Annotated in this window: 15 protein-coding genes; 7 read left to right on the plus strand and 8 right to left on the minus strand. The window is 67.0% G+C overall.

The features are described 5' to 3' along the window. Positions 1 to 6: 6 nt before the first annotated feature. A complete protein-coding gene (locus tag AC1RNP_RS12650; RefSeq protein WP_493051831.1) occupies positions 7 to 888 on the plus strand; it encodes a TolB family protein in 882 nt (293 codons plus the stop codon). 31 nt (positions 889 to 919) lie between these two features. Here AC1RNP_RS12650 and AC1RNP_RS12655 read toward each other — a convergent pair whose 3' ends face one another. The 8 genes from AC1RNP_RS12655 to AC1RNP_RS12690 all read right to left on the minus strand — a co-directional run bounded on the left by AC1RNP_RS12655 (position 920) and on the right by AC1RNP_RS12690 (position 8,639). After that, positions 920 to 1,360: a GNAT family N-acetyltransferase gene (locus AC1RNP_RS12655; RefSeq protein ID WP_493051618.1), complete on the minus strand. Its 441-nt coding sequence runs from the start codon at positions 1,358 to 1,360 to the stop codon at positions 920 to 922. Between the two features lie 16 nt (positions 1,361 to 1,376). Next, positions 1,377 to 2,210 (minus strand): hypothetical protein, encoded by an 834-nt coding sequence (locus tag AC1RNP_RS12660; RefSeq protein ID WP_493051619.1) that lies wholly within the window; start codon positions 2,208 to 2,210, stop codon positions 1,377 to 1,379. Positions 2,211 to 2,214: 4 nt separating this feature from the next. Beyond that, positions 2,215 to 3,207, minus strand: a complete 993-nt coding sequence (gene hemB / locus AC1RNP_RS12665; RefSeq protein ID WP_493051620.1) for a porphobilinogen synthase — start codon at positions 3,205 to 3,207, stop codon at positions 2,215 to 2,217. 141 nt (positions 3,208 to 3,348) lie between these two features. Further along, positions 3,349 to 5,016: a PA domain-containing protein gene (locus AC1RNP_RS12670; protein WP_493051622.1), complete on the minus strand. Its 1,668-nt coding sequence runs from the start codon at positions 5,014 to 5,016 to the stop codon at positions 3,349 to 3,351. Beyond that, the gene (locus AC1RNP_RS12675) at positions 5,013 to 5,462 is read right to left on the minus strand and encodes a post-PEP-CTERM-1 domain-containing protein (protein WP_493051623.1); all 450 of its coding nucleotides are present in this window, start codon (positions 5,460 to 5,462) and stop codon (positions 5,013 to 5,015) included. The genes AC1RNP_RS12670 and AC1RNP_RS12675 overlap by 4 nt, the downstream gene beginning before the upstream one ends. A 357-nt stretch (positions 5,463 to 5,819) precedes the next feature. After that, complete coding sequence (locus AC1RNP_RS12680) at positions 5,820 to 6,068, minus strand: hypothetical protein (protein WP_493051624.1); 249 nt, start codon at positions 6,066 to 6,068, stop codon at positions 5,820 to 5,822. Between the two features lie 163 nt (positions 6,069 to 6,231). After that, positions 6,232 to 7,260 (minus strand): chorismate transformation FkbO/Hyg5 family protein, encoded by a 1,029-nt coding sequence (locus tag AC1RNP_RS12685; protein WP_493051625.1) that lies wholly within the window; start codon positions 7,258 to 7,260, stop codon positions 6,232 to 6,234. Then, positions 7,260 to 8,639, minus strand: coding sequence for an NAD(P)/FAD-dependent oxidoreductase (locus AC1RNP_RS12690; RefSeq protein ID WP_493051626.1), 1,380 nt, complete (start codon positions 8,637 to 8,639; stop codon positions 7,260 to 7,262). Before AC1RNP_RS12690 ends, AC1RNP_RS12685 begins: the two co-directional genes overlap by 1 nt. A 127-nt stretch (positions 8,640 to 8,766) precedes the next feature. Here AC1RNP_RS12690 and AC1RNP_RS12695 point away from each other — a divergent pair, with 127 nt between their 5' ends. From AC1RNP_RS12695 to AC1RNP_RS12720, 6 genes are all read left to right on the plus strand, one after another. After that, positions 8,767 to 9,039 (plus strand): phosphopantetheine-binding protein, encoded by a 273-nt coding sequence (locus AC1RNP_RS12695; RefSeq protein ID WP_493051627.1) that lies wholly within the window; start codon positions 8,767 to 8,769, stop codon positions 9,037 to 9,039. Positions 9,040 to 9,041: 2 nt separating this feature from the next. Continuing rightward, positions 9,042 to 9,752, plus strand: coding sequence for a ketosynthase (locus AC1RNP_RS12700; RefSeq protein ID WP_493051628.1), 711 nt, complete (start codon positions 9,042 to 9,044; stop codon positions 9,750 to 9,752). A 258-nt stretch (positions 9,753 to 10,010) separates the two neighbouring features. Beyond that, positions 10,011 to 12,305, plus strand: coding sequence for a S8 family serine peptidase (locus AC1RNP_RS12705; RefSeq protein ID WP_493051629.1), 2,295 nt, complete (start codon positions 10,011 to 10,013; stop codon positions 12,303 to 12,305). A gap of 317 nt (positions 12,306 to 12,622) precedes the next feature. Continuing rightward, on the plus strand, positions 12,623 to 12,916 hold the full coding sequence (locus AC1RNP_RS12710; protein ID WP_493051630.1) for an ApeI family dehydratase: 294 nt from the start codon (positions 12,623 to 12,625) through the stop codon (positions 12,914 to 12,916). After that, the gene (locus tag AC1RNP_RS12715; RefSeq protein ID WP_493051631.1) at positions 12,913 to 13,905 is read left to right on the plus strand and encodes a lysophospholipid acyltransferase family protein; all 993 of its coding nucleotides are present in this window, start codon (positions 12,913 to 12,915) and stop codon (positions 13,903 to 13,905) included. The genes AC1RNP_RS12710 and AC1RNP_RS12715 overlap by 4 nt, the downstream gene beginning before the upstream one ends. Continuing rightward, positions 13,811 to 14,611 (plus strand): LolA-related protein, encoded by an 801-nt coding sequence (locus AC1RNP_RS12720; RefSeq protein ID WP_493051632.1) that lies wholly within the window; start codon positions 13,811 to 13,813, stop codon positions 14,609 to 14,611. Before AC1RNP_RS12715 ends, AC1RNP_RS12720 begins: the two co-directional genes overlap by 95 nt. Positions 14,612 to 14,646 lie beyond the last annotated feature (35 nt).

Genomic DNA, 14,646 nt, shown 5'->3' on the forward strand with positions numbered 1-14,646 from the left:
ATGGCGATGCGAAAGTTCGCGGTACTGACGCTGGTGTTGGCGTGCGGCTCGGCCGCCGCGCTTCAGGAATTCGGCATCGAAGGCATGGGCGTGGTGTCCACGCCGCATCGCGAAGTGCGTGCCAGCGTGAGTCCGGACGGGCAGCGCATCGTCTGGGGCACCAGCGAGCGCGAAGGCAGTCCCGGTAGCTACGACCTGTGGCAGGCGACCAAGCGCGATGGCCGCTGGGCCGATCCGAAACCGCTCGCGATCGATACGGCGGCGAAGGAATTCGATCCGTTCTTCAGCGCGGACGGCAAGTGGCTGTACTTCTTCTCCGATCGCGCGGGCGGTTTTGGCGGCGATGATCTCTATCGCGCGGAAGTGCTTGCCGACGGCGGCTTCGGCACGCCGGAAAACCTTGGCGCCGGCGTGAACGGCAAAGGCAACGAGTGGGCGCCGGCGACAACGAATGACGGCCAGCATCTGCTGTTCGCCAGCGACAGCTTCGGCGGCGCGGGCGGCCACGACCTGCTGATGGCGCATTGGGGCGGCAAGGCCTTCGTCGATCCCAAACCCGTGCCCGGCATCAACACGGCCGGCGACGAATTCGACGCGACCTGGATCGAGGACGGCAAGGCGATCGTGTACGCCTACGCCAAGGACATCGCGAACGATCCGGTGCGGCTGATGCTGGCGCAATGCGACGGCAAGGCCTACGTCGATCCGCAACCGTGGGCACTTTCGTTCAACGGCCCGCAGGACAACACCTACGGACCGGCGGTGGATCTTTCCAAGCCGGGCGAAATGCTCGTCAACGGCATGGCGAAAGCGCCGAAAGCGGGCAAGCAGGATATCTATCGGGTGCGGACGCCTGCCGTGACGGGCAAGGATGGCTGCGTCGGTTGAATGCCCTTTCCGCGAATCGGGGAGGCATGGTCTACAGCCGTTTCAGATACGAGTGCTGCGTCTTGACCACGGTGTAGCCGAGGCTCGGATAGAAAACGTGTGCTTCCGGGCGCACGATGTTCGAACCGAGAAAGATTTCTTTCACGCCCACATCGCGCGCCCACTGCTCGGCCGCCTCCATCAGCGCGCGACCGACGCCGGTGCGACGCGCCTGCGCATCGACGACGAGCCCGACGATCTCTACACGCTCGCCCATCTCGATCATCACGCGATGTTCGACGCCGACGAAGCCTTGCAGATGTCCGTCGCCATCGTCGGCGACTAGCACGGAATGCTTCGGAGACCCCAGGAGAAACCGCAGGCGTTCCGCGAACGCCTCGACTTCGCCGGGATAGCCAAGCTGCGCCGACAGGCGCGCGATTTCCGAGGCGTCCGCTTCGGCGGCTCTGCGGAGCGAGTATGGAATTTCCATGGAGCGTGGATGCAAATTAGTAAGGAGCAGTCAGCCTTTCGAATGAAAGCGAGGAAAAGTCGTGGAGACAGCGATCGTCTTTGAGTCCCTTCGAGTCGACCTTTCCGACATGCAGGCAACCGGCGACTGTCCATGCGATGCGGTCGCCGTCGACGTCCGCCCATTCCCAATCGGGGAAGGGGACGAGGGTTTCGGTTTTTGGATTCCATAGCGCATGTTCATCGTAGTAGCAGCCTCGACCCGGCGGGTGGTTGAGGCCGGCATGCGCGAACTTGCGCAGACTCCAGTGGTCGTTGATCCGCTTGTCGAAGACGGTGGTCTCTTCGTATTTCGCTTTCTCGATACGTTCCTGCAATTTCCATCCATCGCGCTGGAGCCGGATGTAATACACCCCGAGGCATTCTCCGCCGTAGTATTCGTGCCAGGGATACTCTTGCTTGCGCTTCAGGCCGGAGATGTCATGGCGGGTCTCATGGCCGGAGCCGTCGTTCAACCAGTAGTCGCGAGCCGAGAGGAACAGTCCTCCGCCATGCCAGCAATCGCCTTTCGGGAACAGCGTTAGCGCCTTGAGATACGGCGCTCTCGAAATGGCCGACCAGGAGCCCTTTACGGGACCACTCCAACGCCCGTTCATGGCGAAATAGATCAGATGCTCCCCGTCGGGAGACAAATCGCACCTGCGCTCGTAGATGCGGCCGTTCAACCACTGGCCGATGGTGAATCGATCGTTCTCACGATCCCATCCGATCGTGCAGACGCGCTTGGAGGGACCGCGGCGAATGATGAGACCGGTCTTCGCCTCGCGCGCGAGCAGGACGTGGAGCCGCGGTGGAAAGGCGGCCTCACGCATGATGTCAGCTGTGACCGTTCAACCAGCGCGCGGCATCCAGCGCGAAGTAGGTCAACACACCATCGGCACCGGCGCGCTTAAAGCCGGTCAGCGCTTCCAGCACGCACTTGCGTTCGTCGAGCCAGCCGTTGGCGAAGGCGGCCTTGAGCATCGCGTATTCGCCACTGACTTGATAGGCGAAGGTCGGCACGCCGAATTCGTCCTTCACGCGGCGCACGATGTCGAGGTAGGGCATGCCGGGCTTCACCATCACCATGTCGGCGCCTTCCTCGAGGTCGAGCGCGACTTCGCGCAGGGCCTCGTCGGAGTTGGCGGGGTCCATCTGGTAGGTGGCCTTGTCGGCCTTGCCGAGCGCGCTGGCCGAGCCGACGGCGTTGCGGAACGGGCCGTAGAAGGCGCTGGCGTACTTGGCGGCGTAGGCGAGGATGCGGGTGTGGATGAAGCCTTCCTGCTCGAGCGCGGCGCGGATCGCGCCGATGCGGCCGTCCATCATGTCGCTCGGGGCGACCACGTCGGCGCCGGCGCGCGCGTGCGAGAGCGCCTGTTGCACGAGGGCTTCGACGGTGACGTCGTTGACGACGTAGCCGGTGTCGTCGGTGATGCCGTCCTGGCCGTGCGAGGTGTAGGGGTCGAGCGCGACGTCGGTGATCACGCCCAATTGCGGGAAGCGCGCCTTGAGCGCGCGCACGGCGCGCTGGCACAGGCCGTCGTCGTCCCAGGCGGCCGCGGCGTCGAGCGATTTCGCCTCCGGCGCGGTGACCGGGAACAGGGCGATCGCCGGGATACGCAGTTCGCTCATCGTCTCGGCCACGCGCAGCAGTTCGTCGATCGAGAGGCGTTCGATGCCGGGCATCGAGGGCACCGCGGCGCGGCCGTCGAGTTCGTGGACGAAGACGGGGTAGATCAGGTCGTCCGTGGTCAGCACGGATTCGCGCATCAGCCGGCGCGAGAAATCGTCGCGGCGCATGCGGCGCGGGCGCAGGTAGGGGTAGCTCATGCGGGTAATGATACGCCAGCGCGGTGATCGTCCCGTGCCGGAACGCGATGCTGCGTTTTCGTGCGGCGCATAAAAAACCGGCGCCGCTGGGGCGCCGGTCGAAGCGGACAGTTTGGGTGGCGGGTTCTTATTGACCGCCTGTCATTTCGCCCTCGCGGCACAGCGGGTGACGCTGGCACGCTGGTAGGCGTTGATCAGCCCTTGCGCCTGCAGTGCGTCCGCCTTGGCGTTCATGCAGGTCACGTACTGGCCATGATTGCCAGAGGTGGAACGGCAGATGCGATCCTGGGCCTGGATGTTGGCGCCCGGAATCAGGCCGCCGTCCTCGGAGAGCGGAAGCGCCGTTTCGCACTTGCCGATGCGGGCGTTGGCGCTGTTGACGTTCCAGCCTTCGTCGGCGAACAGGTCCAGGGTCAGATCGACCAGGTAGTTGCTGGCCAGCGAGTCGTTGATCGCCGGTTCCATCAACGCATTCGGCGTGAGCGCGGTGTCGAAGTGCGAGAAGGTGGAACCGCCGGCGACGGTGGTCGGCGTGTACAGCTGCGCGCGTCCGCCCACGTCGGCACCGGCGAGGCGGCCCGGCACGGTGCCGAGGGCGACGTCGATGCTGCCGCCGGACAGCGCCGCGCGTACCGCATTGGCGTCGGCCAGGTTCAGGCTCACCGTCGGGACGTTGGCCGTGATCGTGGGATCGTCGGCCATGCCCGGCGGCGTTCCCGGCGTGCTGGAGGTGGCGACGTTGCCGATCACCACGCCGACAGCGCCGGCGGTTTCGGCATTGAGCGCTTTCGCCTCGAAGCCGCAGGTGCCGCGATTGACGAAGGCGATCTTGCCGGCGAGGCTGCCGGCCGGCAGTGCTTCGCAGGCGTCGGCGGTGTCCGCGCCGGTGCCGTCGTTGGCGAGGGCGAGAGTGCCGCTGAAGTTGGCCGGCGTCGCCGCCGCGCCGAAGGACGCGGTGCCGAAGCTGTAGTTCGCGGTGAGCGCGCCGCTGGCTTTCAGCAGCACCAGATCGTCGAGCACCAGCGGCACGTTGGCGGTGACGTTGGCGCCGTCCCACACCGTGCGGCCGGGCGTGCGCAGCGCGGCGGCGCGATCGGCGTTGGTCATGCCGGCGTTGTCGAAGCGCAGGTTCTTGACGTTGTCGAAGGCGTTGTGGGTGTAGATGTCGTTGACGCCGGGCGTGCCCACGCGTTCGCCGAGCACGCCGCTGCTGTAGCCGACGAAGCCGGAGAAGCCGAGGCCGTGGCCGATCTCGTGCATCACCACGTCGAGGAAGCTGATCTTGCCGGCCGGCGTGTTGCCGTCGAGGCCGTAGTACCAGCCGCTGGTCTCCAGACAGCCGGGGCTGCCGAGGTTGGCGTTGAAGCGGCTGCCGATCTCGATGTCGTTGGGCGCGACGTATTCCGGATCGCCCGCCATCAGGTTGGCGCCGGCGAGCGAATCGGCGAGGGCGATGTGATACCACGCGCCGGGTAGCGGGAAGTCCGGCGACTGCCAGATCCACCATGCGCCGGCCGAGCCGAGCGTGCCGCTGGTGGCGGTGCAGGCCAGCGGCTGGAAGCTGGCGCCGACGCGAATCTCGACGTCACTCTTGAGCAGCGAACCCCACAGGTCGGCGGCGAATTGATAAGCGATCCTGCGCTGTTCGCCGACGCTGGCGCCGGGATTGCCGCCCTCGGGTGCGCGCGGTGTCGGATCGTTGAGGCCTTGCCCGGCGGGATCGAGATTCACGGGCGTGATGACGGCGGCCTGGGCGGCGGTGCCGCACAGCGCGGCGGCCACGAATGCGGAAAGGAGAAGGCGTTTCATTCGCTCACCTCCTGCGTGGCCTGGGATACGTTCTCGTGGTCGTGATCGTTCTCGGAGTAGTGCAGTTGTCCCGATGCGTCCTGTTCCACGGTCAGCGCGCTCATCGCGGAGACCGGCACGCGCATCGACATGCCGCCGCCGGCATGCTTGCGCAGGGTCGCCTGCGCTTCGCTCGCGGTGCGCGGCGCGCGATCCCATTGCGCCGCCGATTGCTTCGGCATCGCCGCGGCGCGTTCGGACAGATCCTTCATTTCGGACGGTGTCAGCTGACGCAGCTTGCGGGTCTTCGGATCGACGCCGACCATCACCTGGTTGTCCGCCGCGGTGCCGGAGGCATCGGCGGTGGATGCGCCGTCTTGCGACGTTCTCGGTTCGGAGGCGTGGGCGGTGAAGCCGACGCTCCATACCAGGCCCAATAACAGTACAACGGGTGTTGCCGTCTTCATTGCAGTTCCTCCAAACGGATGCGGGGGATGACATCTTCCGGCGTGTCGTGCGACACGCCGGGACTGGGTGGAAACGCGGCGGGGATCGTGCGCGGATGCGCGCATCGAGAGGCTCTCCCGGTGCGGATTAGTGTGCGGCGGCGCCTTGGCCGATACAAGAAACATCAGACGATTTTGTCGATGCATGTATGTGCGAACGCAACAAATACAGGGCTGAATCGTTTCGATGATTTTCCGGCGCGATACGCCGGCGAATGTCCACCGCTTTCGCGGTGCGGCGAAACGAAAACGGCCGCCTCGCGGCGGCCGTTGCATGCTTCGGAAATGTTCTGTCAGGACATGTTTATAAGAGCGCGCTTAAAGCACGCCACCGCCCAGCATCAGGCGCACGAGCGCGACCAGGATGACCAGGCCGTTGAGCACCAGGCCGGTCTTGGCGCGGCCGTTCTTTCCGGAGGAGGTGAACAGTACGCCGATGGCGGCGATGATCGCGCCGACGGCGGCGAACGGAATCAGCAACCAGTTCGTGATCCCGACGACCGGAATCAGGGCGACGATCATCCACAGCATGGCGACGATGCCCCAGAGCAGGCTGATCAATCCCATCGGACGGCTCCAGTCAGGCGGACGGCATTGCCCGCGAAAGCAAGGTGGGGAATCCGGCGGGTGCAATCAAGGTGTACGAAGTCACCCTGACGGTCGTCATGTCCGTGCTGTTCACGGAATGGGACGCGCGTCGGATGTCCGCGCGGTGGTGGCGCGCCTGGGGTCAGGCGTGAACGCCGTCGATCTCCACGGCCAGCTCTCGCCGGCAGATGGCGGCGTGCAGGACCACGCGTGGCACGGCATCGCCGAGACGGCGATCGAGCGCTTCGGCGACCAGCGGCAGGTCGTCGCGATCGCGCACGTAGACCTTCAACCGCGAGCCGGCGCCGAACTTCGCCGGCAGCGCCGGCAGTCGCGCGCGCGCGGCGCCGATCAGGGCGTCGAAGTTGGTGAAAGTCTCGTCGAGCTGGGCGAGCAGTTCACCGGCGTGGCGCGTGGCATGTCCGACCACGCTGGCGGTGCCGGAGAGCAGCAGCGGCATCGTGCCGCCGGACGGCGGCAGCATGGCGCGGGCGAAGCTCGGCGATTGCGGGCCGTACTGGCGCGGGTAGTGGTAGGCGCTGACCTGGCGCGGATTCTCCACCGGCGTGCCGGGCGTGCGCGCAGCCAGCCAGTACACCTGGATGACGCGCGCGTCGTCGCAGCGGCCGATCGCGGTCGCCGCCGGCAGCGTCGGCGTGTCGAGCTTGCCGAGGCCGCGCGCACGGCCGACGCAAAACGCACGGTAGCGTTCGTTGTCGCCGTCGCCGAGGGTGATGGCGTCGATGTAGTTCCACATGCGCAGCAGATGCGGCGTGCCGCTGTCGCGCACGAAGGGCGTCAGGCGCGCGTAGGCGTGCGCGGCGGCGGCTTCGATGCCCTCGTCGCCCTCGTCGACTTCGATGACGCCGAACTGGAGTTGCCCGTCCGTCGCCCAGCGAATCTCGCCATCGCGTCCGCGCATGACCGGCGCGTTGGCACGCCAGACTTCGAACGGCGATCGGCCGTAGGGCTGCAGCGGAATGCGCAGATAGCGCGGATCGTCGTGATGGGGCGCCTGCGTGCCGAAACCGAGCACGGCCAGCACGTCGTCGCCCGCGAGCAGGGACGCGGGCGTGTCGGCATCGACGTACTCCACCGTCAGCCGCGGCTGTGGCACGACGCGATCGTGGTCGTGCTCGTGATCAGGAAACGAAGTCAGCGGCCTGCTCATCACGGATTGCCCGGTTGCAGGGTGTCGCCCTTGAAGCCTTCGCGCGGCTGGCGACGGCGCCGCCACCAGTTGCGGACGGCGCGCGGCCACATGCCGATCGCGGTGAGCAGGTAGAAGAAGCGGAACATGCGCAGGCGGCGGCGGATCGCCGGCGTGTCGAACACGTCGCCGGCGAGCATGCCGATCACCGCCTGTTCGATCTGGAAGGTGTTGCGCGGGTTGGCGAACATGTAGCGCATCGTCGGCGAGGTGAAGCGGTAGATGAACCACTTGAACTCGCGGATGCCGGCATTGAGATGGCGCTCCAGCGCCTTCTGCAGTTCGCGCTCGCGCGCCGGTTCGCGCAGCACCGCGTCGACCATCGTCGCGGTGCGCTCGGCACCGTGCATGCCGAGGTAGACGCCGGAGGAGAACATCGGATCGACGAAGGCGTAGGCGTCGCCGACCAGCACCCAGTTGGGGCCGCTCATGCGCGAGCATTCGTAGGCGTAGTTGCCGGTGACATGCACGTCGCCCACGCGTTCGGCGCCCTGCATGCGTCCGGCCACGTCCGGTTCCAGCGCCAGCGTGCGCATCAGGAAGCCTTCGGTGTCGCCCTGGCGGGTCTTCATGTAGTCCGGGTAGCAGACCGCGCCGATGCTCATCACGTCGTTCGGCAGCGGGATCAGCCACATCCAGCCGTGATCGTGGCGATAGATGCTGATGTTGCCGACATCCTCGCCTTCGCGTCGCACGACGCCGCGGAAGTGGCTGAACACCGCCGCCGACTGATGCTTCTCGTTCTTGTGCTTGAGCTTGAACTTGTTGCCGAGGAAGGTGTCGCGGCCGCTGGCGTCGACGAGGTAGCGCGGGCGGAAGACGTGTTCGCCCGTGCCGGGCGCGGCATCGACATCGCGCGCGTACACGACCGGCTTGTGGTCGGCATCGAATTCCACGCGCTCGACCTTCACGCCTTCGCGCGCGTCCACGCCGTGCTCGCGCGCGTGCTCGAACAGCACCCGGTCGAAGTCCTGCCGCTTCACCTGGAAGGCGTGCGGAAACTTCATGTCGTAGGCACGATCGAAGGCGAAGGTGTTGTAGCCGCCCTGGCCGTCGTCCTTGGGGAAGTCGGCGCCGCGCTTGTACACGCCGATCGCGGCGACCTTCTCGAAGGCGCCCAGGCGTTGCAGGATCGGCATGTTCATCGGCAGCAGCGATTCGCCGATGTGGAAGCGCGGGTGGCGGGCCTTTTCCAGTTGGGTCACCCGCCAGCCCTGCCGGGCCAGGAAGGTGGACACCGTGCTGCCGGCCGGGCCGCCGCCGATCACGAGGACATCGAGCCCAGCCCCGTCGAACGGGGTGGCGGAAGGCGCGTCCGGGGCGGTCTGGGGCGTGGTCATCCTGAATACGGCAAACGAGGCGCTGGCAGGCGCGCATGATAGCCGCTGGCTCTCTGAACGGCCCCAGGCTTGCAGACCGGCCCGCGATGCTGGATCGTGGCGCCCCTTCGATCCCAACCCGGAAGCCATGTCCGCGCAAACCGCCGCCGAACGCGAACTCGCCGAACTCCTGGTCGACAGTCTGAACCTGGAAGACGTGCAGCCGGTCGAGATCGACCCGGAGGCGCCGCTGTTCAACGCCGGGCTCGGCCTGGATTCGATCGACGCGCTGGAGCTGGCGCTGGCGATCAGCAAGCGCTACGGCTTCCAGTTGCGTTCTGACAACGACGAGAACCGCCGCATCTTCGCTTCGCTGCGCGCGCTGTCGGCGCATATCGAGCAGAACAAAGCGACGGCCTGAGGGTGTCCACCCCCGCCGACCCGCGATCCCGCATTTTCGGCCTGCAGATCCTACTGGCGCTGGCCTACACGCTGCTGGCGCACCTGGCCAGCGCCCGTGACGACGGCTGCTTCGGCGCGGCCGCGCTGGTCGCGTTGTGGTTGATGCTGTTGCTGCAGCCGCTGGCGAAGGGGCGCCTGCGTGCCTGGGGGTTGCTGATCCTGTTGCTGCTGGGCACGCGCTGGCTGATGCAGGCCGGGCTCACGCAGATTCCGCTATTGCTGGTGCCGGTGGCGTTCGTGGCCCTGGTCGCGGCCTGGTTCGCGCGCAGCCTGCGCGGCGGTCGCGTTCCGCTGATCACCCGGATCGTCGCCGCGATGGACCGCGTGCCGCCGCCGCAGCTGGCGCCGGAATTGCGCGGCTACACCCGCGGCCTGACCCGCGCCTGGGCGATCGCGCTGGCCGTGCTGGCGCTGTTCAATCTGGTGCTGGCGATGATCGCGGTGCCGGACGGCCTGCTGGCGCGCCTGGGCTGGCCGTCGCCGATCGCGATCACGGCTTCGCAGTGGTCGTGGTTCGCCAACCTGGGCACCTACGGGATCATCGGCGGCTTCTTCGTGATCGAGTTCCAGCTGCGCAAGCTGCGTTTTCCCGGGCGCTACCACAGCTTCGTCGATTTCCTGCGCCGCCTGGCCGGGCTGGGGCCGGCGTTCTGGAAGGATTTCCTGCGCTAGTCCGGTTTGCCTGATCGGGTCTCGGTCAGCACCGATCTCTCTCGACCTCGCCGTGATCTGTCCGGCGTGAGTCACTCGTGAGCCGTTTCCCTAGCGCTTGACGAGTCTCGGATCGGGCCGCCCATCGCCTGGGCGGCCTTCGATCGTTCCCGTAGGCCCCATGAGCACGCCGGAAGATGCGGACACCGCAGACGGTGCCGGCCGCCGCTTTCGATGCGTGCTTCCACCGAACGCAATGTCATTCGAGGAGAGAGACGCATGAAAACCGATCCGCGCTGTCGCCATTCCCGCGATTCCGCGCGCAACTCCCTGACCGGGCTGACGCTGGCGATGCTGTCGCTGGCCTGCCTGCAAAGTCTGCAAAGCGCCGCCGCCTCGGAAGGCCCCTTCGACGGTGGTGTGTTTTCCCGGCGCCAACCCGGCGAGCAGGCGTTGCGCGCCTATCGGGACAGTGTCGGGAAGCAGCAGCCCGCGCCGGTGGCCGTCGTCGGCCAATATCTCGCCGACAGCACCGGCACCAGCAACGAACTGATCGTGCTGCTAGACGAGAACGAGGTGAACGTGCGGGCGATGTTGCCGAGATTCGCACGCGATGGCCTGCGTTCCGAGGACGTGCTCGTGCAGGGTGTCAGGAGCGGCGACCGCGACGTGAAGACGACATTCTTGCAGCCGATCGATGCGCGTTATCTGATCACCGACGGCCGGCTCGACGATGCCGGGCGCCGCCTGCTCAAGCGCGACGATCCCCGGTTGCGGCTGCAGCGCTACGTGGTGCTGCGTTATCCCAGTGTCGGTGCCGCCATCCAGGCGCGCAGCGTCCTGATCCGGAAACTCGGGCCTGCGTCGGTGGGCGGCAATCCGAGATTCCAGTGGTCGTGGGCGCCCAACGATCCGTATTTCGCGATCAAGCCCACGGCCACGAATCCCGCGCAGTACCAGTGGGGCGTGCATGCGATGAGCTTCCCCATCGCCTGGGATAAGACGCCAGGGCACGGCTATGTCGCGGCCATCGACACGGGCATCCCCACGAACACGCCTGCCGATCTGGCGGCGAACTATCGCCCGCAATTTTCCGACCTGAGCTCGTCCTACTGGATGGTGGGCCATGGCACTCACGTCTCCGGGATCATCGCGGCGACCGCGAACAATGGCAGCGGCGTCACCGGCGGATGTCCTTCCTGCAGCCTGGCGGTGTTCGGCACGAACCTGGAGTTGAACAGCGTCGCGGGGCATATCGCCAAGCTCGTCGACAGCGGCTTCCAGGCCTTCAACATGAGCTTCGGCTGGCCCAACGATCCAGCGACGATTGTTTGCCCGAATCCGACGGACACCAGCTACAAGCCGATCTGCGATGCCTTGGCCTACGCCAGCAGCCGGGACGTCCTGCCGATCGCCGCCGCCGGCAACTACGAGATGAAGGCGCCGCAGTTCCCGGCGAGCGTACCCTCGGTGCTGTCCGTGGGCGGCCTCGAACTCAACAAGCCGGTCCATCCGGAGACATGGAGCAAGTGGTACTACGGGCCTTTCGTGGAGAACGACCAGAACGTGCTGATCGGCAGCAACTATCCCGGCAGCAGCGGCGTGATGGCGCCGGCGCGCGGCATCGTGTCGACGTTCCCGGCCGGCGACAGCTGGAATCCCGGGTTGCCGTACCGCTGCGCGGATATCGCCGGGGTGGATGATTCCGGTCCCGCCGGCGACGGCGCCGCGAGCTGCACGGGCACCTCGATGGCGGCGCCTTTCGTGACCGCGCTGGCCGGCATCCTGCGTTCGATCAATCCGCGCCTGACGGCCTCGCAGATCCGCGCGAACATCACCGCGAGCGCGGGCAGTTTCACTTCGAACTACGGCATCACGACATGGCTCACCAGCCACGGCCTTCCCAATGCCAATACCGCGGTCAATACGACGATCTCGCAGACCGGCAATCGCCTGACGCCCCTGTTCGCTTTCTACAGTGCCAGCCGCGCCGACTATTTCTATACCTCGGTGCCGCAGATGGCGGCGGCGGCCGTCTCCGGCACGTTGGCGCCGCGCGCGAGCGGTTCGCCGTCGACGATGAGCTACGGCGCGGTCGGCACCGCCGTGAACGGGTATCCGTCCTTCCCCGGCGTGAGTGGCTCGGCGCTGGCGCAGGTCTGGGTCTTCACCACGCCGGTCAATCCCAGGAACGCGGCCGATCCGCTGTGGCCACTCTATCGCCTGTCGTGGAAATGCGGCGATCCCACGCCCACGCCGCCGACCGCGATCTGCGCCAGCTTTCCGAAGCACATCGATGTGGTCTACACCGCCGACCCGGCCGGGGTGAGCGCCTATCAGAGCAGCGGCTACAAGCTGGATGGCATCGAGGGGTATGTGTACTCGAAGAACAGCCGACAGCCGGCCGGCACCGTGCGCCTGATGCGCAAGTACAACCCGGCGCGCGACGACCACGCGATCTTCCCCGAGACCTTGCTCAGTGCCATGCAGGCCCAGGGCTACACGCAGGATTCCGGCAGCGACTGGCTGGGGTACGTGTATCCCAACACCGGCAGCGTGCCGGTGATCCAGTAGCGAACGACGTGGAGGCGGCCCGGCGCCGCCTCCACGCAGCCACGCGCGACCCTGAATACGGGCGTCGCGCGCTTGGGCTCGGGATGGGCCCGGAAAATGAGACTTCGCGCAACGGGCGACGGTATTCTTCTGTCTCCGCCAGTGACGCTGGAGGGGGGCGGGCGCGGTCCGGGTGTGTTTCGGCGCGCCGTTGGCGGCTTCCGGGCCGCAGGGGCCGGTGGATCGCCAGGAACTGGCGGCCCGCGCCTATCATGCGGTCCTGGACCTGCTGAATCCTGTCCCATTGCCCAAGGAGCGCCGCCCACCGGCCTGACCCCGTGGATTTCACCCTCAGCCCCGAACACCCCTGCCTGCCCGGGCATTTCCCCGGCCGGCCGATCGTGCCTGGCGTGGTGATCCTCGACCACGTCCTGGCCGCGATCGAGGCGCGCGACGGCGCGCTCGGCCCGGTGCGGCTGCCGCAGGTGAAGTTCGTGCAGCCATTGCTGCCGGGGGAAAATGCGCGCATCGAACTCGACGGCCAGGCGCCGCGCTGGCGTTTCCGCGTGCTGCGCGAGGACGTGCTGCTCGCTAGCGGCGAGGTGGTGCAGCCCTCCGGGAGGGGCGGGTGAGCAACGCCTGGAAGCAACGCCGCGAGGGCGGCGGCTGGTTCGCGATCTGGCTAATCCGCTCGATTGGCCGCTACGGCGGACGTTCGCTGGCGCGGCTATGCCTGTATCCGATCACCGCGTACTTCCTGCTGCGCCGCGCCGACGAGCGCCGCGATTCGCGCGCCTATCTCACGCGGGTGTTCGGGCGTCCGGCCGGATGGCGGGACGTGGCGCGGCACATCCACACATTCGCCTGCACCATCCTCGATCGCGTGTTCCTGCTCAGCGAGGAATTCCGCCGCTTCGAAGTGCGCGTGCATGGCCTCGACGGCCTGGAAGCGCAACTCGCGCAGGGGCGCGGCGTGTTGCTGTTCGGATCGCACCTGGGCAGTTTCGAGGCGCTGCGCGTGCTGGCGCGGCGGCGGCCGGACGTGAAGATCCGCGTCGTGCTCGACAAGGCGCACAACCCGTCGATGACGCAGCTGCTCGATGCGTTGAATCCCGAGATCGCCGCCGGCGTGATCGACGCCAGCCAGGACGGTCCGAGCCTGATGCTGGCGATCAAGCAGGCCGCCGACGAGGGCGCCCTCATTTCGCTCCTGGTCGACCGCACGCATCCCGGCGCGCCGGTGCAGGTGGCGCAGTTTTTCGGGGAGCCTGCGGAGTTTCCGGTCTCGCCATGGCTGATCGCCTCGGTGCTGAAACTGCCCATCTCGCTCGGCTTCGGTCTCTACCGTGGCGGCAACCGTTACGATCTCCTCTTCGAATCCTTCAGCGACGACGGCATCGACCTGCCGCGTCGCAGTCGCAGCGTGCTGCTGGCTTCGCTCGTTCAGCGTTACGCTGCGCGTTTGGAGCATCATGCGCGCGGTGCGCCGTACAACTGGTTCAATTTTTATGATTTCTGGAATCTCCATGAAGACGCGTCGGAAGCCGCGCGCCTGGCAATGGGGGCTGACACTGGCGTTGCTGGCCAGCGCGATGCCGCTCTACGCCGTGCCGGAGGGTGAGCAGACGCCATCCGCGCCTGCGAACGCCCGGCCTGGGATTGGCCGTGCCGGACACTCCGAAGCCGCCGCCCTCGCGCCAGGGACGGCTACGCAGATTCCGCCGGGCACGAAAAACGGTAGCGATCCCGGCTCGCCCGTCGACGCCGACTGGGTGCTGCGCACACTGGCGCGCCCGGCGCCGATGCGCGCCAACTTCGTCGAGTTCCGCGACTCGCCGCTGCTCAAGGCGCCACTGCGCCTGTCCGGCGAATACCAGCGCCCGGATGACGCCACGATGGTGCGCGAGGTGCGCGTGCCGTATCTGGAAACCACCACCATCCGCAACGGCGAGGTGACCATCGCCCGCGCTGGCAGGAGTCCGCGCAAGTTCTCGCTGTCGCGCGCGCCAGAGATCGCGGGCCTGCCGGCGAGTTTCGGCGCGATGATTTCCGGCGATCACGCCCTGCTCGAACAGACCTACAGCATCGAGGTCGAAGGCACGCGCCGGCGCTGGACGATGACGCTGGTGCCCAAGGCGGCCGCCCTGGCGAGCAAGCTGCGCGACATCAATCTCTACGGCCGCGGCGTGGAACTGCGCTGCATCGAAACGCGGCTGGCCAAGGGCAAGGTCGTGCATCGCACGCTGCTGGCCGGCGCCGCGCGCGATGCCGATGGGCTGACCAACGGGCAATCGCTCGCCGATCTGTGTCGCGGCGAGACGCAGTGACCGGTATCTCGATCCCGTCTCTCCCGCGCGCAGGG

The organism is Luteimonas sp. GW821-FHT14E02 (assembly GCF_058803905.1).

Coding starts and splice junctions, on each gene's coding strand:
- AC1RNP_RS12650 (WP_493051831.1), top strand. CDS start 7: ATGCGAAAGTTCGCGGTACTGACGCTGGTGTTGGCGTGCGGCTCGGCC.
- AC1RNP_RS12655 (WP_493051618.1), bottom strand. CDS start 1,360: ATGGAAATTCCATACTCGCTCCGCAGAGCCGCCGAAGCGGACGCCTCG.
- AC1RNP_RS12660 (WP_493051619.1), bottom strand. CDS start 2,210: ATGCGTGAGGCCGCCTTTCCACCGCGGCTCCACGTCCTGCTCGCGCGC.
- hemB (WP_493051620.1), bottom strand. CDS start 3,207: ATGAGCTACCCCTACCTGCGCCCGCGCCGCATGCGCCGCGACGATTTC.
- AC1RNP_RS12670 (WP_493051622.1), bottom strand. CDS start 5,016: ATGAAACGCCTTCTCCTTTCCGCATTCGTGGCCGCCGCGCTGTGCGGC.
- AC1RNP_RS12675 (WP_493051623.1), bottom strand. CDS start 5,462: ATGAAGACGGCAACACCCGTTGTACTGTTATTGGGCCTGGTATGGAGC.
- AC1RNP_RS12680 (WP_493051624.1), bottom strand. CDS start 6,068: ATGGGATTGATCAGCCTGCTCTGGGGCATCGTCGCCATGCTGTGGATG.
- AC1RNP_RS12685 (WP_493051625.1), bottom strand. CDS start 7,260: ATGAGCAGGCCGCTGACTTCGTTTCCTGATCACGAGCACGACCACGAT.
- AC1RNP_RS12690 (WP_493051626.1), bottom strand. CDS start 8,639: ATGACCACGCCCCAGACCGCCCCGGACGCGCCTTCCGCCACCCCGTTC.
- AC1RNP_RS12695 (WP_493051627.1), top strand. CDS start 8,767: ATGTCCGCGCAAACCGCCGCCGAACGCGAACTCGCCGAACTCCTGGTC.
- AC1RNP_RS12705 (WP_493051629.1), top strand. CDS start 10,011: ATGAAAACCGATCCGCGCTGTCGCCATTCCCGCGATTCCGCGCGCAAC.
- AC1RNP_RS12720 (WP_493051632.1), top strand. CDS start 13,811: ATGAAGACGCGTCGGAAGCCGCGCGCCTGGCAATGGGGGCTGACACTG.